Origin of the sequence: Streptomyces sp. NPDC096324 (assembly GCF_044763015.1) — a bacterium.
In the GTDB taxonomy this organism is placed as follows: Bacteria; Actinomycetota; Actinomycetes; order Streptomycetales; family Streptomycetaceae; genus Streptomyces.
Window position 1 is genome coordinate 42,881 of record NZ_JBIWFK010000025.1, and the last position, 18,861, is coordinate 61,741.

Annotated in this window: 14 protein-coding genes; 5 read left to right on the forward strand and 9 right to left on the reverse strand. The window is 72.8% G+C overall.

What is annotated here, in order from left to right; all coding sequences use genetic code 11:
- Nucleotides 1-235: 235 nt before the first annotated feature.
- The 3 genes from ACIQ7M_RS39075 to ACIQ7M_RS39085 all read right to left on the reverse strand — a co-directional run bounded on the left by ACIQ7M_RS39075 (nt 236) and on the right by ACIQ7M_RS39085 (nt 3,817).
- Nucleotides 236-1,003, reverse strand: coding sequence for an enoyl-CoA hydratase-related protein (locus ACIQ7M_RS39075; protein WP_355762236.1), 768 nt, complete (start codon nt 1,001-1,003; stop codon nt 236-238).
- A gap of 168 nt (nt 1,004-1,171) precedes the next feature.
- Nucleotides 1,172-2,419 (reverse strand): Ig-like domain-containing protein, encoded by a 1,248-nt coding sequence (locus tag ACIQ7M_RS39080; RefSeq protein ID WP_403653357.1) that lies wholly within the window; start codon nt 2,417-2,419, stop codon nt 1,172-1,174.
- Nucleotides 2,420-2,587: 168 nt separating this feature from the next.
- Nucleotides 2,588-3,817 carry an Ig-like domain-containing protein gene (locus ACIQ7M_RS39085; protein ID WP_403653360.1) on the reverse strand — a complete coding sequence of 410 codons (1,230 nt, stop codon included), beginning with the start codon at nt 3,815-3,817 and terminating at the stop codon, nt 2,588-2,590.
- 151 nt (nt 3,818-3,968) lie between these two features.
- Between ACIQ7M_RS39085 and glgX the strand changes: the two genes are divergently transcribed.
- Nucleotides 3,969-6,302 (forward strand): glycogen debranching protein GlgX, encoded by a 2,334-nt coding sequence (glgX, locus tag ACIQ7M_RS39090; protein WP_403653363.1) that lies wholly within the window; start codon nt 3,969-3,971, stop codon nt 6,300-6,302.
- 79 nt (nt 6,303-6,381) lie between these two features.
- On the opposite strand, the gene ACIQ7M_RS39095 is transcribed toward glgX, so the two are convergent.
- From ACIQ7M_RS39095 to ACIQ7M_RS39110, 4 genes are read right to left on the reverse strand one after another with little or no spacing between them, the layout of a single operon-like run.
- Complete coding sequence (locus ACIQ7M_RS39095; protein ID WP_355762241.1) at nt 6,382-7,020, reverse strand: response regulator transcription factor; 639 nt, start codon at nt 7,018-7,020, stop codon at nt 6,382-6,384.
- Nucleotides 7,010-8,275 (reverse strand): ATP-binding protein, encoded by a 1,266-nt coding sequence (locus tag ACIQ7M_RS39100; RefSeq protein ID WP_403653367.1) that lies wholly within the window; start codon nt 8,273-8,275, stop codon nt 7,010-7,012. The genes ACIQ7M_RS39095 and ACIQ7M_RS39100 overlap by 11 nt, the downstream gene beginning before the upstream one ends.
- Nucleotides 8,276-8,310: 35 nt before the next feature.
- On the reverse strand, nt 8,311-9,045 hold the full coding sequence (locus ACIQ7M_RS39105) for an ABC transporter permease (protein WP_403653399.1): 735 nt from the start codon (nt 9,043-9,045) through the stop codon (nt 8,311-8,313).
- Nucleotides 9,046-9,050: 5 nt separating this feature from the next.
- Nucleotides 9,051-9,953 carry an ABC transporter ATP-binding protein gene (locus tag ACIQ7M_RS39110; protein ID WP_403653370.1) on the reverse strand — a complete coding sequence of 301 codons (903 nt, stop codon included), beginning with the start codon at nt 9,951-9,953 and terminating at the stop codon, nt 9,051-9,053.
- Nucleotides 9,954-10,197: 244 nt separating this feature from the next.
- Between ACIQ7M_RS39110 and ACIQ7M_RS39115 the strand changes: the two genes are divergently transcribed.
- From ACIQ7M_RS39115 to ACIQ7M_RS39130, 4 genes are read left to right on the forward strand one after another with little or no spacing between them, the layout of a single operon-like run.
- Nucleotides 10,198-12,042, forward strand: a complete 1,845-nt coding sequence (locus ACIQ7M_RS39115) for an ABC transporter ATP-binding protein (RefSeq protein ID WP_403653373.1) — start codon at nt 10,198-10,200, stop codon at nt 12,040-12,042.
- Nucleotides 12,039-13,904 carry an ABC transporter ATP-binding protein gene (locus tag ACIQ7M_RS39120; RefSeq protein ID WP_403653376.1) on the forward strand — a complete coding sequence of 622 codons (1,866 nt, stop codon included), beginning with the start codon at nt 12,039-12,041 and terminating at the stop codon, nt 13,902-13,904. Before ACIQ7M_RS39115 ends, ACIQ7M_RS39120 begins: the two co-directional genes overlap by 4 nt.
- 55 nt (nt 13,905-13,959) lie before the next feature.
- Entirely contained in the window at nt 13,960-15,732 is a 1,773-nt protein-coding gene (locus ACIQ7M_RS39125) for an ABC transporter transmembrane domain-containing protein (protein WP_403653379.1), read from the forward strand.
- The gene (locus ACIQ7M_RS39130) at nt 15,729-17,486 is read left to right on the forward strand and encodes an ABC transporter ATP-binding protein (RefSeq protein ID WP_355762259.1); all 1,758 of its coding nucleotides are present in this window, start codon (nt 15,729-15,731) and stop codon (nt 17,484-17,486) included. The genes ACIQ7M_RS39125 and ACIQ7M_RS39130 overlap by 4 nt, the downstream gene beginning before the upstream one ends.
- Nucleotides 17,487-17,524: 38 nt before the next feature.
- Here the strand turns inward: ACIQ7M_RS39130 and ACIQ7M_RS39135 are convergent, their stop codons facing one another.
- Nucleotides 17,525-17,920 (reverse strand): hypothetical protein, encoded by a 396-nt coding sequence (locus ACIQ7M_RS39135; RefSeq protein ID WP_355762261.1) that lies wholly within the window; start codon nt 17,918-17,920, stop codon nt 17,525-17,527.
- 92 nt (nt 17,921-18,012) lie between these two features.
- A complete protein-coding gene (locus ACIQ7M_RS39140; RefSeq protein ID WP_403653383.1) occupies nt 18,013-18,816 on the reverse strand; it encodes a TNT domain-containing protein in 804 nt (267 codons plus the stop codon).
- Nucleotides 18,817-18,861: the final 45 nt, after the last annotated feature.

Below are 18,861 nucleotides of genomic sequence, written 5' to 3' on the forward strand. Positions count from 1 at the left end.
GGAGCGGGTGACAGCCCGCCCGACCTGCCGGAACGGGCCCGTCGAGGGCAATCGCCACCCGTTCTCGACAAGGCGCGCTTAAGGCTGCCTTAAGCCTGCGATAAAGCGCCCCATCGAGGGACGTCCGCCGGACACCGCGTCAACCGCGGGTGGACCGAGGGGGAACGACGGGGGTGAGACCGGCCGTGCCGGCCCGGGAGGGGGACGCCGTGTCCCGGGCCGGCACGGCGGACGATCAGAGGAACTTCGCCTTGCCGGGGCCCTCTTCCACGAAGCTCCGCATGCCCCGCTCGCGGTCCTCCGTCGCGAACAGACCCGCGAACCAGTTCCGCTCGATGGCCAGCCCGGTCTCGATGTCCGTCTCCAGACCCGCGTCGATGGACTCCTTCGCGGCGCGCAGCGCGATGGCCGGGCCCTGCGCGAGCCTGGCGGCCCAGGCGTGGGCGGCGGTGTACACCTCGTCGGCGGGGACGACCCGGTCGACCAGACCGAGCGCGAGGGCCTCGTCGGCCTTGACCATACGGCCGGTGAAGATGAGGTCCTTGGCCTTGGAGGGGCCGACCAGCCGGGAGAGCCGCTGGGTGCCGCCGGCACCGGGGATCAGGCCGAGCAGGATCTCGGGCTGGCCCAGCTTGGCGTTGTCCCCGGCGATGCGGTAGTCGGCGCACAGGGCCAGTTCGCAGCCGCCGCCGAGCGCGTATCCGGTGACGGCGGCGACGACGGGCTTGGGGATGCGGGCGACGGCGGTGAAGGAGTCCTGCAGGGCCCGGGACCGCACGACCATCGCGGCGTGGTCCATGGCCTGCATCTCCTTGATGTCCGCGCCCGCCGCGAACACCTTCTCCCCGCCGTACAGCACCACGGCACGGACGTCCGGCCGCCGGGTGGCCTCCTCGGCCAGCTCCTTGAGGCGGTCCTGCGTCGCCACGTCCAGGGCGTTCATGGGAGGGCGGTCCAGGCGGATGGTTCCCACGCCTTCGGCCACTTCGAGATGCACAGTCATGGAAGCAGGTTAGTGGCCGTTAACGGCACCGGGCCGGGTGTGCTGAGTCACAGCACACCCGGCCCGGTGGAGAACGGTCACGCGATCGGGTCGGTCGGAGTCACACGATCCGCTCGGAGGCGGTCGGCCGATCCCCTGTCGGACCGTCACACGATCCGTTCCGGCGCGTCACTTGATCCAGTCCGCCCAGGGTATGTTCCAGCCGTTGAGACCGTTGGCCGGGTCGACCGTCGGGTCGGTGGAGTTCTTCACGACCACCACGTCACCGACCATCGAGTGGTTGAAGAACCAGGCGGCCGGCACGCCGCTGTCGTAGCCGCCGCGCACGTCCCGCAGGCCTATGCAGCCGTGGCTGGCGTTGTAGTTGCCGAAGGCGCCGCCACCCCAGTAGTTGCCGTGCACGAAGGTGCCGGAGCTGGTCAGGCGCATGGCGTGCGGGACGTCCTTGATGTCGTACTCGCCGTCGTAGCCGACCGTGTCGCCGTTCATCCGGGTCACGGTGAACTTCTCGCTGATGACCATCTGGCCGTTCCAGGTGGCGTAGCCGGGCTTGCCGGTGGTCACCGGGATGGTCTTGACGACCTTGCCCTCCTGCGTGACCTTCATCGTGTGCTTCTTGGCGTCCACGACGGACACCTGGTCGCGGCCGATGGTGAAGGAGACCGTCTTGGCCTGCTTGCCGTAGACGCCCTTGCGGCCCTCGACGCCGTCGAGGTTCAGCTTCACGGTGACCTTGGTGCCGGCCTTCCAGTACTTCTCGGGCCGGAAGTCGAGGCGGTCGTTGCCGAACCAGTGGCCCTGGACGTCCACGGCCGGCTCGGTCGTGATCTTGATGGCCTTCTCGACGTCGTCCGGCTTGGTGATGCCCCGGGTGAAGCGGACCGAGAACGGCATGCCGACGCCGACCTTGGAGCCGTCCTCGGGCGTGAAGTTGCCGGTGAAGGTGTTCTGCGGGCTCAGCGTCGTGAAGGACGAGTCCTCGGCCGCCGTGCGGCCCTCGGAGTCCTTCGCGACCGCGTGCACCTGGTACTTGGTGGACGCCGCGAGGTGTGTGGCGGGCGTCCAGCCGCTGCCGTCGGCCGATATCTCGCCGTCGATCTTCGTGCCCTCGTTGTCCTTGACGGTGACCTCGGTCAGTTTGCCCTTACTGGCCGTGACCTTGAGCGTGCCGCTGGTGTCGACGTCCTTGGCGCCGGCCTTCGGCGCGATCGTGACGACGGCCACCGACTGCTTGCTCTCCGTGGTGGTGCTGCCCTTGCCGTCCTTGTCCTTCCCTCCGGACCTCGCGTCCGTTCCCCCGCCCCCGCCGCAGGCCGTGACGGCCAGCAGCGCACCGCCGACGATCACCGCCCACCGCTTGTTGCGGCCGCGTGAGCGTCCACCTGCCGACGCCCCCGATATCGGTCGCACGTTCACAGTCTTTCTCCCCTCGCAAGGCCTGATCAGGCCCCCACCCCAGCGCGTCCCACGCGATCACTGGCGCATATTAACCCCACGGTTTTGAGCTCCGTGTCAGGTCAATGTCACCGTTCCGTCGCAACTTGGACCATCGACCGCGAAGATGGTTGCACCGGGGAGCGAAGATCAGTCGACCGCACCGCCGGCCTTCCACGCCTTCCAGCCCATGTTCCAGCCGCCGAGTCCGTTGTCGGGGGCCACCTGCTTGTCCTTGCTGTGCACGACTTCGATGACGTCCCCGACGAGACTGCGGTCGAAGAACCAGCCCGCCGGGGTGTCGGAGCTGCCGCCCTTCACGTCCCGCAGACCCACGCAGCCATGGCTCACGTTGGTGTTGCCGAAGGCGTCCGGCGCCCAGTAGTTGCCGTGCAGGAAGGTCCCGGAGTCGGTCAGGCGCATCGCGTGCGGGACGTCGGGGATGTCGTACTCGCCGCCGAACCCGACGGTCCGGCTGTTCATCCGGGTCACCTCGAGCATCTCGGTGACGACCATCTTCCCGTTGTACGTCGTCGTCTTCGGCGCCCCGGCCGTGATCGGCACCGTGGCGAGGAGGTTGCCGTCACGGCGTACCTCCATGGTGTGGGCGCCGGCGTCGACGAGGGACCGCTGGTCGCGGCCGACGGTGAACGAGAAGGTCCGGGACTGGAGTCCGTACACGCCGGGTGATCCCTCGACGTCGCGCAGCCCGAGCGCCACGGTGACCTTCGTGCCCGGTTTCCAGTAGTGCTCGGGACGGAAGTCGACGCGTCCGCCGCCGAACCAGTGCGCGCGGATCTCGACCGCGGGCCGCGCCTCGACCCGGATCGCGCGTTCGACGGCGGCCCGGTTCTCGATCTCCCGGTTGAACTCCAGGGAGACGATCATCCCGGTGCCCACGACGGAGCGGTCCTCCGGGGTGACGTACCCGATGAACCGCTCGTCGGGGACGGCCGTCGTGAACGTGGTGTGCCGTGCCGAACGGTGCCCGCCGCCGTCCAGGGCCACCGCGTCCACGGTGTACTTGGCGGCCAGGGCGAGCCGCGCGTCGTCCGGTCTCCAGGACAGGCCGTCGTCGCTGATGTGCCCCGGTACGGGGGACTCCCGGGCGTCCTGGGACTTGACGACCTTCACGGACTCCAGCCGTCCGCCGGGCACTCGTACGAGCAGTGCCTCCTGAGGTCGTACGCCCTTCGTGCGGTCGTCGGGCGAGACATGGATGACGTCCTCGGGCGACCGCGGTTTGCCGAACGCCTCCCCGATCCCGCCCGAGATCCCGCCGGAGGTGCAGCCGGAGGCTCCGGCCAGCAGACCGGCCCAGGTCAGTACGGCGGCCAGCGCGGCCCCTGCGCGCCGCGCGCGTGTCTGTACGTGCTTCACAAGGGACCCAACGACGCCGCCCCTCCGGGGAAACGTGAGTGCGAGCCACGCTCTGGGCAGAACAGTGGGGAGGACGACGCGCCAAGGAGCCGCGGCCGGGACGCCGCGCACCCTTTTCCGCGCCGTTCCACGAGCCGTGGGAGGCTGACCGGTGTCGAGCGCACCCGAGCAGGAGGCGGTCCACGAGGGACGCGCCGCGGGCGGCGGGCTGCCCGCGCAGACCGTCACGGACCCGGCGGGGCCGCCCGCCGCACCGCCCACCGCCGTGCCGGCGCCCGCGGACCCGGCGGCGGAGCCGGCCGCTCCCGCGCTGAACGGCTCACGGCACCCCGCGGCGCCTCCCGTCGCCGCCTGGCCCGGTGCCCCCACTCCGCTCGGAGCACGCTTCCGGGTCGGCCCCGACGGCACCACGGGCACCAACTTCGCGCTGTGGGCGGGCGGCGCGGAGGCCGTCGACCTGTGCCTCTTCGACGAGGAGGGCGCCGAGACCCGCGTCCCGCTCACCGAACTCACCCACGAGATCTGGCACGGTTTCGTGCCCGGAGTGCTCCCCGGCCGCCGCTACGGCTTTCGGGTGCACGGCCGCTGGGACCCGTGGACCGGCGCCCGCTGGAACCCGGCGAAGCTGCTCCTCGACCCGTACGCCCGTGCCGTGGACGGCGACTTCACCCTGCCGCCGGAGGTGTACGGCCATGTCCGCGACTGGCCGCAGCAGCAGGTCGCCGACACCGTGCGCGACGACCGCGACTCGGCGCCCCTCGTCCCCAAGGGCGTGGTCGTCCAGGACGACGACGACTGGTCGGACGACCACCGCCCCAAGACCCCGTGGGCGGACTCGGTCATCTACGAACTGCACGTGCGGGGATTCACCCGTCTGCACCCCTCGATCCCCGAGGAACTGCGCGGCACGTACGCCGGACTGGCGCACCCGGCGGCCGTCGAGCACCTGGTGAACCTCGGGGTGACGGCGGTGGAGCTGCTGCCGGTGCACCAGTTCGCGCACGAGGACCACCTGCTGCGCCGGGGCCTGAGGAACTACTGGGGCTACAACTCGATCGGCTACTTCGCCCCGCACGCGGGCTACGCCGCTTCCGGCACGAGGGGGCAGCAGGTCGGCGAGTTCAAACGGATGGTGCAGGCGCTGCACGCGGCGGGCATCGAGGTCATCCTCGACGTCGTCTACAACCACACCGCGGAGGCGGGCGAACTGGGCCCGATGCTGTCGCTGCGCGGCATCGACAACCGGGGGTACTACCGGCTCCAGTCGGACGCCCGCCGCTACGCCGACTACACGGGCTGCGGCAACACCCTGCACGTCGTGCAGCCCCAGGTCCTGCGGCTGATCACGGACTCGCTGCGGTACTGGGTCACCGAGATGGGCGTCGACGGGTTCCGCTTCGACCTGGCGGCCGCCCTGGCCCGGTCCATGCACGACGTCGACATGCTCTCGCCGTTCCTCGCCGTCATCGCCCAGGATCCGGTGCTGCGCCGGGTCAAGCTGATCGCCGAACCGTGGGACGTGGGCTCCGGCGGCTACCAGGTCGGCGCCTTCCCGCCCCTGTGGACGGAGTGGAACGACCGCTACCGCAACGCCGTACGGGACTTCTGGCGCGGGGCGCTGCCCGACGTACGGGATCTGGGCTACCGCCTGTCGGGGTCGAGCGACCTGTACGCCTGGGGCGGCCGGCGCCCGTACGCCTCCGTCAACTTCGTGACCGCGCACGACGGTTTCACCCTGCGCGACCTCGTGTCGTACGAGCGCAAGCACAACGAGGCGAACGGCGAGGGCAACCGGGACGGCACCGACGACAACCGGGCCTGGAACGGAGGCACGGAGGGCGAGAGCGAGGACGAGGACCTGCGGGCGCTGCGGCGGCGCCAGTTGAGGAACCTGCTGACGACGCTGCTCCTGTCGACGGGGGTGCCGATGCTGGTCGCAGGCGACGAGTTCGGGCGCACCCAGCGGGGCAACAACAACGCCTACTGCCAGGACAACGAGATCAGCTGGGTCGACTGGTCGCAGCTCGACGACCCCGGCTGGCGGGCCCTGTTCGAGCTGACGTCCCGTCTGATCGCACTCCGGCACGCACATCCCGTGCTGCGCCGCCGGGCGTTCTTCTCCGGGCGGGCCCACTCGGCCGACGGACTGCGGGATCTGGCCTGGTTCACCGCGCGGGGCACCGAGATGACGGAACGGGACTGGTACGCGCCGGCCGCGACCCTCGGCATGTATCTGTCCGGCCGGGACATCCCCGGACGGGACGCGCGGGGCGCCGCGGTCGTCGACGACAGCTTCCTCGCCGTCCTGCACGCCGGGGACCGGGCGGCCTCCTTCGAGCTGCCGGGGCCGCCCTGGGCCACCGCGTACGAGGTGGTCGTGGACACCTCGCGCGAGGACCAGGCCGCGGCACCCGCGCTCACGCACCGGGCGGGCACGGCGATCACGGTGCCGGCGCGGTCCGTGCTGCTGCTGAAGGTCCGCTGAGGGCCTGTCCGGGAGTCTGGCAAAGGTCCGCCGGGGGCGTCGCGGGGCGCGCCCGCGAAGGCCGGTCGGCGCGGCCCGGTCAGCCGAGGATGCCCCGCTCGTACGCCGTCGCCACCGCCGCCGCGCGGTCCTTCGCCCCCAACTTGGCGTACACGTGGGTGAGATGGGTCTTCACGGTCGCCTCGCTGATGAACAGTTCGCGGGCGATCTCGCGATTCGAGGTGCCCCTGGCCACCAGGGCGAGCACCTCGCGTTCGCGGGCCGAGAGGGTCTCGGCGGAGGCGGGCGCGCGCACGGCCGAGACCAGGCGGGAGGCGACGGCCGGGGACAGGACGGTGCGGCCCTCCGCCGCGGCCCGGACGGCTGTGAACAGGTCCTCGCGGGGCGCGTCCTTGAGCAGATAGCCGGTGGCGCCCGCCTCGATCGCGGGCAGGGTGTCGGAGTCGGTGTCGTAGGTGGTCAGGACGAGGACGCGGGCGCGGGAGCGGCGCCGGGTCAGTTCGGCGATGGCGTCCACTCCCCCGCCGCCCGGCATCCGCAGGTCCATCAGGATCACGTCCGGGTCGAGGACGGCGGCCCGTTCGACCGCCCCGGGCCCGTCGGCCGCGTCGCCGAGGACCGTGAAGCCGGGCGCGGACTCGAACATGCCGCGCAGGCCGTCCCGTACGACGGGATGGTCGTCGACGATCAGCAGCGAGATGCGGGTGTCATCGGTCATGGCGTACCAACGGTACGCGAGCGGACAGCGCGGTGCCGTGGCCCGGTTCGGACTCCACGGCGAGGTGGCCGGCGATGCGTTCGGCGCGGGCGCGCATGCCGTCGAGGCCGAATCCGCCGGCGGCGGTGCGGGCGGGGACGGCGACCGGGTCGAAGCCGCGGCCGTCGTCGCGCACGTCGAGGGTGACCTCGTCGTCCATGAAGCTCAGCGTCACGCCGACCCGGCCGGCCGCGGCGTGGCGCCCGGCGTTGGAGAGGGCTTCCTGGGTGATGCGCAGCAGGGTGGCCGCGACCTCGTCGTGGAGCTGCTCGCTGGTTCCCGTGACGGTGAACTCGGCGCGCACGCCGGTGCGTTCGGCCCATTCGGCGACCGTCTTCTTCAGCGCCTCGGGCAGACCGTCGTCCGCCAGTGCCACCGGGGCCAGGTTGTGCACGGAGCGGCGGGCCTCGCCGAGGCTGTGGCGGGCGAGTGCCGAGGCCCGTTCGAGGTGGACGCGGGCGGCCGCCGGGCCGGGGGCGTTCGCGGCGACCTGGAGCTGGGCGATGATCCCGGTGAGGCCCTGGGCGATGGTGTCGTGGATCTCGGCGGCCAGCCGTCGGCGTTCCTCGGCGACCCCGGCCTCCCGTGCCTGGACGAGGAGTTGGGCGTGCAGGGCGACGTTCTCGTCGAGGGCCCGCTGGAGCGCCGCGTTGGTGTGTTCGAGCTCCGCGATGGTCTCGGCCCGTTCGCGGGAGCGCCGTTCCTCCTGCTCGGTGAGGTGGGCCACCATCGTCTGGAGACCGGAGTTGGCGGCCAGGAGCGCGCCGAACGCGGCCCACTGCGCCGCGCCGCGCGGCGGCAGCCCGCCGCACTGCGCGCCCGCCACGGTGATCGCACTGGCGAACAGCCCGAGCCGCCGCCACATGCCCGGGATCAGCTCGTCGGCGTCCATGTATCCGGCGGAGGCGTAGAACGCGAAGAATCCGCTGCTCAGGGTGAGCGTGAAGGCGATGGCCCAGCGCAGCACGTAGTACGCCGTCCCGGCCCGGGACGGGACTCTGCCGCGGGCGGGGCGCCGGGCACGGGTGCCGTGCCACCAGAGCTGGAGCACGATCGCGGCGGCGACCAGGCCCGCGTCCAGCTCCCACTCGGCGCGGCCCGCCACCTGGCCGGTGCCGACCAGCGCGAGGACGACGCTGATGCCGAGGAGACCGTACGGCCCCCAGGTGTGCAGTTGCTCCAGACGTCGCTCGATCTGCCCGTCCCCCGCGTCCATGCCCCCAGTCTGCATCGGCCCGCTCCGGGCGGGGCCTACTCCCACCGGAACCAGCGGGAGGCCCCCGCGGTCAGCAGCACGGTCCAGGCGACCAGCACCCCCAGGTGCGTCCAGCCCGGCCAGTTCCCCGCCGCGGCCCGGTTCAGGGCCTGCGCGGCGGCGCCGAACGGCGTGCAGCCGACGATCCGGGCGAGGGTGCCGGGCATGGACTGCACCGGCAGCCACACGCCCGCGCAGAACATGGCCGGGAAGAACACGGCCGATCCGATCGCGCCCGCGATCTTCGTGGTCCGGGACAGCGCGGAGACCAGCGCACCCAGGGCGAGCGCGGCCAGGACGGCCAGGAGCAGGGCGAGGAGATAGCCGAACGGCTGCCGGGGAAGCCGTACGGCGAAGGCGAGCCGGCCCACGACGAGGGCGCACAGGGCGGAGAGCAGGGCCGCCCCGCCGTAGACCACCATCTGCGCGGACAGCAGCGCGGACGGCCGGACCGGCGTCGTGGACATCCGGCGCAGGATGCCTTGTTCGCGGTAGCCGGTGAGGTTCTGCGGCATCGACTGGAGGCCGCCGACGATCAGGCCGAGGAGTACGGCGACCGGGACGTAGACGTCGATCGTGCGCAGGCCGCCCAGTTCGGGACGGTGGTGCCGGAGCGCCGGGATCGACCCCAGGATCACGAGCAGCAGGGTGGGGAAGAGCAGGATCCAGAAGAGGGCGCCCGGTTCACGGCGGAAGAGCCGCGACTCGGCGCGCAGCACGGCGGTGTTCACGCTGTTCATGCGGTGACCTCCGTCAGGTCCAGGAAGGCGTCGTCCAAGGTGGCGTCGGTGACGCGGAGCTGGTGGGCGGTGACGCGGTGCCGGGCGAGCAGGGTGATGACCGCGTTCACGGTCTCGTCGGTGCCGGACAGCGTGACGCGGCCGTCCTTGTTCCCGACGGAGGCGAGCGCCGGGAGCGCCTGGACGTCACGGTCGTCCAGGGGTGCGGACGGGGTGAAGCTGATGACCGTGGACCCGGCGGAGCGCCGGATCAGACCCGCGGGGGTGTCCAGGGCTGCCACACGCCCCTTGTCGATGACCGCGATCCGGTCGCACAGCCGCTGCGCCTCCTCCATGAAGTGCGTGACCAGCAGGACGGTGACGCCCCGGTCGCGGACGTCCTCGATGAGCTCCCAGGTGTCGCGGCGGGCCCGCGGGTCGAGCCCGGTGGTCAGCTCGTCGAGCACCACCACACGTGGGTCGCCGATGAGCGCGAGCGCGATGAACAGGCGCTGCTTCTGGCCGCCGGAGAGCTTGCCGAAGCCGGTGCCGAGCCGGCCGGTCAGACCCAGGCGTTCGGCCAGCGGGCGCCAGTCGGCGGGCTTCGGGTAGAACGCGGAGTACAGCTCGAGTGCCTCGCGCACGGTGAGTTTCGGCTGGAGTCCGCTCTCCTGGAGCTGGACGCCGAGGACCCGGCTGGTGGCCTCGTGGTCCGCGAGGGGGTCGAGACCGGCGACCCGGACGCGGCCCGCGTCGGGGACCCGCAGTCCCTCGACGCATTCGACGGTGGTGGTCTTGCCGGCGCCGTTCGGGCCGAGGATGCCGAAGATCTCGCCCTCCTCGACGCGGAAGGAGACGTCGTCGACGACGGTCCGGCCGTCGTAGGACTTGCGCAGTCCGCTCACTTCGATGACTGACATGCCCCGAGAGTCGCAGCGGCGGGCCCGCCGTCGCATCGGCCGTCGCGCTCGGACCGGCATCGTCCGATCGGTTGATGCGGCGGTACGACCCCCTGGGGAGCAACGCCGCGACGCCCCCTCGGGAGGAGCGCCGTGACGCCTCCTCGGCGGCCCCCGGGACGACCGCTCCGAAGCACCCCGGACGGTCCAGACGCGCCGAAAACTCGGTGGGCACTGTCAGTGGTGAAACGTAGGCTCGCCCATGATGACCTCCTCCGACGCCGCCGCCCACGGCCACCCCGACCGTTCGACCGTACGCAGCCTCTTGCGCCTGTGGCCCTATGTGCGCCCGGTGCGGGCGAGATGGTTCGCCGCGGCGTTGGTCGCCGTCGTCGCCTCCTGTCTCTCGCTCGTGTTCCCGCTGATCCTGAAGTGGATGGTGGACGGTCCGGTCACGGGGCACGATCCGGCGGGCGTCTGGCTCGGGGCGCTGTACCTGCTGCTGCTCGGCATCGCCGAGGCCGGTCTGTTCGGGCTGCGCCGCTGGCTGGTGGCCCGCCCGCTGGCCGGGGTCGAGGCCGGGATGCGGGCCGATCTGTACCGCCATCTGCAGCGTCTGCCGGTCGCCTTCCACGACCGCTGGGCGTCCGGGCAGCTCCTGTCCCGGGCGACCACCGACCTGATGCTGGTCCGCATGTTCCTGGCCTTCCCGCTGACCTTCCTCCTGGTCAACAGCGTGACGATCCTCGCGGGCATCGCCATCATGCTGGCCCAGGAATGGACCCTCGGGCTGGTGCTCCTCGCCCCCGCCGTCCCGGTCATGATCGTCTGCTGGTTCTTCGAGCGGCGTTACGCGGAGGTGGCCCGGCGGGCCCAGGACCAGGTCGGCGATCTGACGACGGTGGTCGAGGAGAGTGTGCTCGGCATCCGGATCATCAAGGGGTTCGGCCGCCACCGCAGCCAGGCCCGGGCGTTCCGCGAGCTGTCCCGGACGCTGCGCGGCACGGAACTGGCCAAGGCCCGGCTGCTCGCCTCCATCTGGGGTGTCATCGTCACCCTGCCCGAGTTCGCCATCGGCGCGGCCCTCGTCCTCGGTACGGTGCAGGTCGCCGACGGCCGGCTGTCCGCCGGCACGCTGGTGGCGTTCCTGTCGACCGCGCTCGCGCTGCGCTGGCCCGTCGACTCGATCGGCTTCCTCCTCGCGATGAGCCAGGAGGCCGCGACGGCCACCGAGCGGTACTTCGAGGTCATGCGGGCGACGCCGGAGTCGGACGGCACGGCCGCCCCGGCCACCACCCTGCCCTCCCTGCCCGAGGCCGGAGTCGGAGTCGGCGACAGCGACAGCGACAGCGACAGCGACAGCGACAGCGGACTGTGTTTCCACGGTGTCGAGTTCCGCTATCCCGACGCTCCCCCGGACACGCCCCCGGTGCTGGCCCGCATCGACCTGCACGTCCGCTCCGGCGAGAGCATGGCGCTCGTCGGCGCCACCGGCACCGGCAAGACCACCCTCACCGCGCTCGTCCCCCGCCTGCACGAGGTGACGTCCGGCCGGATCACCCTGGACGGCCGGGACATCACGCGGATGCCCCGGGAGGAGCTGCGCGAACTCGTCGCCGTCGCCTTCGAGGAACCCACCCTCTTCTCGGCCACCGTCGGCGAGAACGTCCTGATGGGCGCCCCCGAGACCGCCGGTCGCGCGGAGCTGGACCGCGCTCTCGCCGTCGCGCAGGCCGACTTCGCGCACACGCTGCCCCAGGGCACGGGAACACAGGTCGGCGAACAGGGCCTCAGCCTGTCCGGCGGGCAGCGGCAGCGGCTCGCGCTGGCCCGCGCGGTGGTCGGCCGCCCGCGCTTCCTGGTGCTCGACGACCCGCTGTCGGCGCTCGACGTGCACACCGAGGCGGCGGTCGAGGCCGCCCTGCGCCGGGTGCTGGCGGAGACGACCGCGCTGATCGTGGCGCACCGTCCCTCCACGGTCCTGTTGGCCGACCGGGTGGCCCTGATCTCCGACGGCCGGATCGCGGCGGTCGGCACCCACCACGAACTGCTGCGCACCCATGCCGAATACGCCCACCTGATGTCGGGGACAGAGGAGGACGGCCGATGACGGCGGCGCCCACGACCACCGCACCGGACAAGGAACCCAAGGACGGGGCGCCCTCGGCACCCGAGCCGCACCAGGACCCCTTCGACCACGACGCCCTGCCCGCTCCCCCGGGCGCGACCGCGGCCCTGCTGCGCTCGCTGCTCGCCCCGCTCCGTGCCCGGGTGGCCCTGACCACCGTTCTGCTGCTGCTCCAGCAGGCGGCCGTGCAGGCGGGCCCGCTGCTCGTGGCGTACGCCATCGACCGTGCCGTACCGGCGTTCCGGCAGGACGACCACGGGCCGCTGATCGCCGTCGGCGCCGTCTACCTGCTGTGCTCGGCGGCCTCCGGTGGGCTCCAGTACGCCTTCATCATCGCCTCGGCCCAGGTCAACCAGGACGTGTTGCTCGATCTGCGCGGCCGGATCTTCCGGCACGCCCAGGCGCTCAGCGTCGACTTCCACGAGCGCTACACCTCGGGCCGGCTGATCTCCCGCTCCACGACGGACGTCGAGTCGCTGCGCGAACTCCTCAGCGAGGGGCTCCAGGAACTCGTCACCGTCATCCTGTCCTTCGTCTACATCTCGGCGATGCTGCTCTGGCTGGACGTCTGTCTGGGCGCGGTCGCGGTGGCCTCCTTCGTGCCGCTGTATCTGCTCATCCGCCGCTACCAGCGCCGCGCGGGGCGGATCTTCGCCGTCCGTTCGACGACGATCGCCGCGGTGATCGTGAAGTTCGCGGAGACGATGAACGGCATCCGGCCGGTGCGCGCGTTCCGCCGGGAGGCCGCCAACGAGGCCGAGTTCAAGGTGCTCAACCGGCGGCACGAGCGGACGAACGGGGACGCCCTGCTGGAGATGGCGCGCTACGTCGTCGGCTCCCGGCTGGTCGCCAACACGGCGGTCGCGGGCATCGTGCTGTGGGGCGCCTACCGGGTGGCGTCGGATTCGCTGGCGCTCGGTGTGCTCGCCGCGGCGGTCCTCTATCTGCGCCGGCTCTACGACCCCATCGACCGTCTCGGCATGTTCCTGAACTCCTACCAGTCCGCCGCGGCCTCCATGGAGAAGATCGCCGGCCTGCTGGCCCAGACGCCGTCCGTGCCGGAGCCGGCCACGCCGCGGGAGCTGCCGGCCCTCGCCTCCGAACATCCCGGCCGCGAGGTCGTGTTCGACGGGGTCCGCTTCGCGTACCGCACCGGCGGGGAGGTCCTGCCCTCCTTCTCGCTCACCCTGCCCGCCGGGCAGACGGTGGCCGTGGTCGGCTCGACCGGCGCCGGCAAGTCGACGCTGGCCAAGCTCCTGGCCCGGTTCTACGACCCCTCCGACGGCCGGGTCCTGCTCGACGGCGTCGATCTGCGCGAGCTCGCGGTGCCCGAACTGCGGCGCGGGGTCGTGATGGTCACCCAGGAGGCGTTCCTGTTCTCGGGCACGGTCGCCGAGAACATCGCGATCGGCCGCCCCGAGGCGTCCCGCGAGGAGATCGAACGGGCGGCGAAGGCGATCGGCGCGCACGACTTCATCAGCGCGCTGCCCGACGGCTACGACACGGACGTACGCAAGCGCGGCGGCCGGATCTCCGCAGGTCAGCGTCAACTCGTCGCCTTCGCACGGGCGCTGCTCGCCGACCCGGCGGTCCTGATCCTCGACGAGGCGACCAGCTCCCTGGACATCCCGGGCGAACGGGCCGTGCAGCGCGCCATGTCGACGGTCCTGCGGGGTCGTACGGCGGTGGTCATCGCCCACCGGCTGTCGACGGTGGCGATCGCCGACCGGGTCCTGGTGATGGAACACGGCCGGATCGTCGAGGACGGGCCGCCCGCCGAACTCATCGCGGGCACGGGCCGCTTCGCGGACCTGCACAAGGCCTGGCGGGACAGCCTCGTCTAGCGGCGGACGGGCGGAATCGTCGGCGACGGGCGGAAGAGGGAGCGGAAGAAGGCTGATGATCGACACGTACGGGGATCCGGGGACACCGGACCTCCGGGGCGGCTGGCGGTTCCTGTGGTGGCTGGTCACCCGGCAGGCGCACCGGTCGGTCACCGGCGCGGTGGTCTCCACCGTGTGGATGGGGCTCACGGCACTGACGCCGTATCTGCTGTCCCGGGCGATCGACGACGGGCTGGAGCCGGGTGACGGGGCCGCGCTGGCGGGCTGGACGGCCGCCGTGCTCGTCACCGGGGCGTTCAACGCCGGTCTGGGTGTCGTGCGGCACCGCACGATGACCAAGGTCCGGATGGACGCCAACTTCCGCACGGTCAAGCTCGTGGTCGAACACGCGGCCCGGCTCGGCGCGGCGCTCTCGCGGCAGACCGGCACGGGGGAGATCGTCACGGTCGGCGTCCGCGACGTGAGCACGATCAGCAACTCGCTGACGGTCGTCGGTCCCGGGCTGGCCGCGATCGTCACCTACGGCGTGGTGGCCGCGCTGCTGCTGCCGGTCTCGGTGCAGCTCTCCGCGGTGATCCTGCTCGGGGTGCCGCTGACGGCCGGGCTCGTCGGACCGCTGACGGTCCGCCTCCAGGGAACGGAGACGGGATACCGCGAACGGCAGTCCGTGCTGACCGCGCGCGTCGGCGACCTCGCGGGCGGTCTGCGCGTCCTGAACGGCCTCGGCGGCAAGGGGCTGTTCGCGGACGCGTTCCGCCGCGACTCGCGGAAGCTGCGCGAACAGGGCTACCGGGTCGGCGCGGTGACGAGCTGGATCCAGGCCCTGGGCGTGGGCATGCCGACCGTCCTGCTGGCCGCGGTGACCTGGCTCGCGGCCCGGCTGGCGGCCCAGGGAGACATCACCGTCGGCCAGTTGGTGTCCGTGTACGGCTATGTCGCGGTCCTCGTGCTGCCGGTGTACTTCTTCATCGACTGCGGCTACGAACTCTCCCGGGCCGTGGTCGCCGCCCGGCGCGTCGTCCGGTTCCTGTCCCTGGAGCCCGACGTCTCTCCGCCGGACGTGCTCGACGCCCCGGGGTCCCCGGCGGTGCTGCACGATCCGGAGTCCGGGGTCCGCGTGGTCCCGGGAAGGCTGACGGTGCTGGCCGGGGCCCGCCCCGAACAGTCCGCGGCCGTGGTCGACCGCCTCGGCCGGTACGCGGCCTCGGACGTGACCTGGGGCGGCGTACGGCTCGACGCGCTCGCTCTGCCCGAGGTGCGCGAGCGGATCCTGGTCGCCGACAACGAGGCCGACCTGTTCGCCGGCACACTGCGCGAGACCGTCCGGGCGCGCCGGGATCCCGACGACGAGACCATCGGCCGGGCCGTGCGCGCGGCCGCCGCCGACGACATCGTCCTCGGGCTGCCGGAGGGCCTCGACGCGGCCGTCGACGCGCAGGGCCGGAACCTGTCCGGCGGGCAGCGGCAGCGGGTCCGCCTCGTGCGCGCGCTCCTCGCGGATCCCGAGGTGCTGCTCGCCGTCGAACCGACCTCGGCGCTCGACGCCCACACCGAGGCGACGGTCGCGGCCCGGCTGCGCGCCGCCCGCGGGGACCGTACGACCGTCGTGACGAGCACGTCGCCGCTCATACTGGACCACGCGGACACCGTCTGCTTCCTCGTCGACGGCAAGACCGCGGCCACCGGCAGCCACCGCGAACTCCTGCGGACGGAACCGGGATACCGGTCGCTGGTCTCCCGCGACTCGGAGCCGGAGGAGGACGCGGCGACGGACGACGCGGGAGACGCGGGCCCGGTGGCGGGCGCGGACGAGGAGGCGACGCCGTGACGGGCGGGCTGCCGGTGGCGGGGCGCGCCGAGGTGCGGCGGGCGGCGCTGCGGCTGATCCGTGCGGACGGGCGGGTGTTCGGCGCCGTGCTCGCCCTCAACGTGCTGGCCGCCGGGGCCGGCCTGGTCGGCCCCTGGCTGCTCGGGCGGATGATCGACGACGTGCGCGGGGGCGCCGGTGTCGAGGCGGTGGACGGGCCGGCGCTCGTCATCCTGCTGGCCGCGCTGGTCCAGCTCCTGCTGTCGCGCTGGGCCGGGTACGCGGGTTACCGCTTCGGCGAGCGGACCCTCGCGCGGGTGCGCGAGGAGTTCGTGGAGCGGACGCTGACGCTGCCCGCGTCGGTCGTGGAACGGGCGGGCACCGGCGATCTGACGGCCCGCGCCACCGCCGACGTCACCGAGGTGGGCACCATCCTGCGCGACTCGGGACCCCAGCTCCTGATCTCCGGCGCGCAGGCGCTGTTCGTCCTCGTCGCCGTCTTCGTCATCGATCCGCTGCTCGGCCTCTGCGGGGTCCTGGGACTGACCGGCATCGGCTTCGCACTGCGCTGGTACCTGCGCCGGGCGCGCGGCGCGTATCTCGACCAGGGCGCCGCCGGCTCGGAGGTCGCCGAGATCCTCGCGGCCACCGCGTCCGGTGCCCGCACGGTGGAGGCGTTCGGGCTGCGCGAGCGCCGGACGCGGGCGAGCCGGGACGCGCTGGAGGTGTCCCGGGTGACGCGGATGCGGACGCTGTTCCTGCGCAACGTGTTCTTCCCGGCCGTGGAGATCTCGTACGTCGTGCCGGTCGTGGCGGTCCTCCTGGTGGGCGGTGCGCTGCACGCCCGGGGCACGCTGAGTCTCGGCACCGTGGTCGCCGCGACGCTCTATCTGCACCGGCTCGCCGAACCGCTCGACCAGATCCTGGGCCAGGTCGAGCAACTGCAGAGCAGCGGGGCCTCGTTCGCCCGTGTGGAGGGGCTGGCCGGCGCCCCGCGCGCCGTCCCGGCCGGCTCCCCGGTACCGGAGGACGACCGGATCGACGTCACCGGAGTGCGCTACGCGTACGAGCGCGGCGGCGAGGTGCTGCGCGGGGTCGACCTGACGGTGCGGCCCGGGGAGCGGCTGGCCGTCGTGGGCCCCTCCGGCGCGGGGAAGACCACGCTGAGCAGACTGCTGGCGGGTGTCGACGCCCCGGGCAGCGGGTCGGTGACGGTCGGAGGGGTGCCGGTCGTCGACCTCGACCCGGAGCAGCTCCGCCGGCACGTCGTCCTCGTCACCCAGGAGCACCACGTATTCCTCGGCACGGTCCGCGACAACCTGCTCATCGCCGAACCGGACGCCGACGACGCCGCGTTGTGGGCCGCGCTCGCGGCGGTCGGCGCGGAGGACTGGGCCGGGGACCTCCCGGACGGGCTGGACACCGAGCTGGGGCCCCTGGCCGTGCGCGTCGACGGCTCCCGGGCCCAGCAGCTCGCGCTGGCCCGGGTGGTGCTCGCCGACCCGCACACCCTGATCCTCGACGAGGCCACGGCGCTCCTGGACCCGGCGACCGCCCGGCACACGGAGCGCGCGCTGGCCACCGTGCTGGAGGGCCGGACCGTCATCGCGATCGCCCACCGGCTGCACACCGCCCATGACGCGGACCGGGTGGCGGTGATGGAGGACGGCCGGCTGTCCGAACTGGGCACGCACGACGAACTGGTGGCGGCCGGGGGGCCGTACGCGGCGCTGTGGCACTCCTGGCACGGGGACCGGGACCCCTCCGCCGGCTGAACCGCGTCCGCGGACCCGGGCCGGACGCACGGCACCAGCTACTCGGGGGCGCTTTCCGGGGGCTCCTCGCCGGGCTTCCGGGCCGTCCCGCGGAGGAGTTCGGTGAGGGCCGCTTCGAGGTCGTCGTCGGCCCGGCGTTGCAGGGCCTCGGGGTCCGGGTGCGGGGCGGCCGGCTCTCCGGGGGCGGGGGTGGCGGGCGGGGGCCCGCCGAGGAGCCGGTCGTGGAGCCACCGGCAGGCCTCGTCCTCGTCGGTGAACCGCTCGAAGACCTGGCGGGTCCCCCGCTCGTGGACGCCCACGGTCCAGTCGCCCTCGTGGCCGTCGAGGAAGTAGCGGTCGGCCGCGAGGTGGCGGCCCGGGCAGTCCGCGATCTCGTAGGACGTGGCGGGAACCCGGGCCGCTTCGAGGGCCCGGCACAGCGCGAACCGGTCCATGCGATCGGCCTTCCGCCGGGGCGGAGCCGGCCCGGTCGTCGCCGGGGCCGGCTTCCGCGCGCGGTCGTACGCCTCCGGGAGAGGGGGCGTGGTCAGTCGTTGGTGCGCACCAGCGTGCCGTTGCTCACCAGGTCCCCCACCGTCGTGCGGGGGATGTCGGGGCAGAACCGGCTCGACGTCACGTACTGGGTGCCGAGGCCGGGCTGTTCGAAGCCGGGGGCGGTCCTGCCCGCGCAGACCGTCACGTCCTTGGCCAGCTTGTAGGAGTGGTAGTTGAACGGGTAGCGCGGGTCCGAGGTGTTGAGGCTCGACGGCGGGATGACGCGCTTGCCGTACTTGGTGCCCTCCGGGGCCAGGAAGCGGCCCGCCTCGCTGCCGAAGCGGTCGAGCCGCAGACCGGCGTGCAGGACGAGCGGGGCGGCGATCACCGTCCCGTTGCGGTGGGTGAAGCCGTCGTCCGGCGGGTAGCGCCAGTCGCCCTGGCCCGAGTCGGCGGTGGGGTCCCACCACTTGTCGAGGAACCGCACGGCGGTGAGACCCCCGAGGCGGTCGTACCGCTGGAGGATGTGCCCGAGGACGCCCCTGGTCGGCAGCTGCCGGGGACCGAGGCGCCAGTCACCGCAGAAGAAGAGGCGGCGCAGCCTCGGCGGGATGGGGTCCGGCACGAGCCCCCTGCACACGCGCGAGGGGTCGGACGCACTCTGCTGGTCCGAGGGCTTCACATGGCCCGGGGCCGGCTTCGGCACCGGGTCGGCGGACACGGCGTGGACGGAGCCGGCCGCGCGGCCGCCGTCGGGGTGGGCGGACGCCGCGGCCGGGACGGAGAAGCCGAGCGTCAGGGAGCCGGCCAGGCCTCCCAGCGCCGCAAGGCTCGCACACCAATGTGACCTTCTCACCAAACCTCCTGCGGGTATGCCTGTCCGGATCGCACCGCCTCGCCC

Coding starts and splice junctions, on each gene's coding strand:
- ACIQ7M_RS39075 (WP_355762236.1), bottom strand. CDS start 1,003: ATGACTGTGCATCTCGAAGTGGCCGAAGGCGTGGGAACCATCCGCCTG.
- ACIQ7M_RS39095 (WP_355762241.1), bottom strand. CDS start 7,020: ATGACCGATGACACCCGCATCTCGCTGCTGATCGTCGACGACCATCCC.
- ACIQ7M_RS39100 (WP_403653367.1), bottom strand. CDS start 8,275: ATGGACGCGGGGGACGGGCAGATCGAGCGACGTCTGGAGCAACTGCAC.
- ACIQ7M_RS39110 (WP_403653370.1), bottom strand. CDS start 9,953: ATGTCAGTCATCGAAGTGAGCGGACTGCGCAAGTCCTACGACGGCCGG.
- ACIQ7M_RS39115 (WP_403653373.1), top strand. CDS start 10,198: ATGACCTCCTCCGACGCCGCCGCCCACGGCCACCCCGACCGTTCGACC.
- ACIQ7M_RS39120 (WP_403653376.1), top strand. CDS start 12,039: ATGACGGCGGCGCCCACGACCACCGCACCGGACAAGGAACCCAAGGAC.
- ACIQ7M_RS39125 (WP_403653379.1), top strand. CDS start 13,960: ATGATCGACACGTACGGGGATCCGGGGACACCGGACCTCCGGGGCGGC.
- ACIQ7M_RS39135 (WP_355762261.1), bottom strand. CDS start 17,920: ATGGACCGGTTCGCGCTGTGCCGGGCCCTCGAAGCGGCCCGGGTTCCC.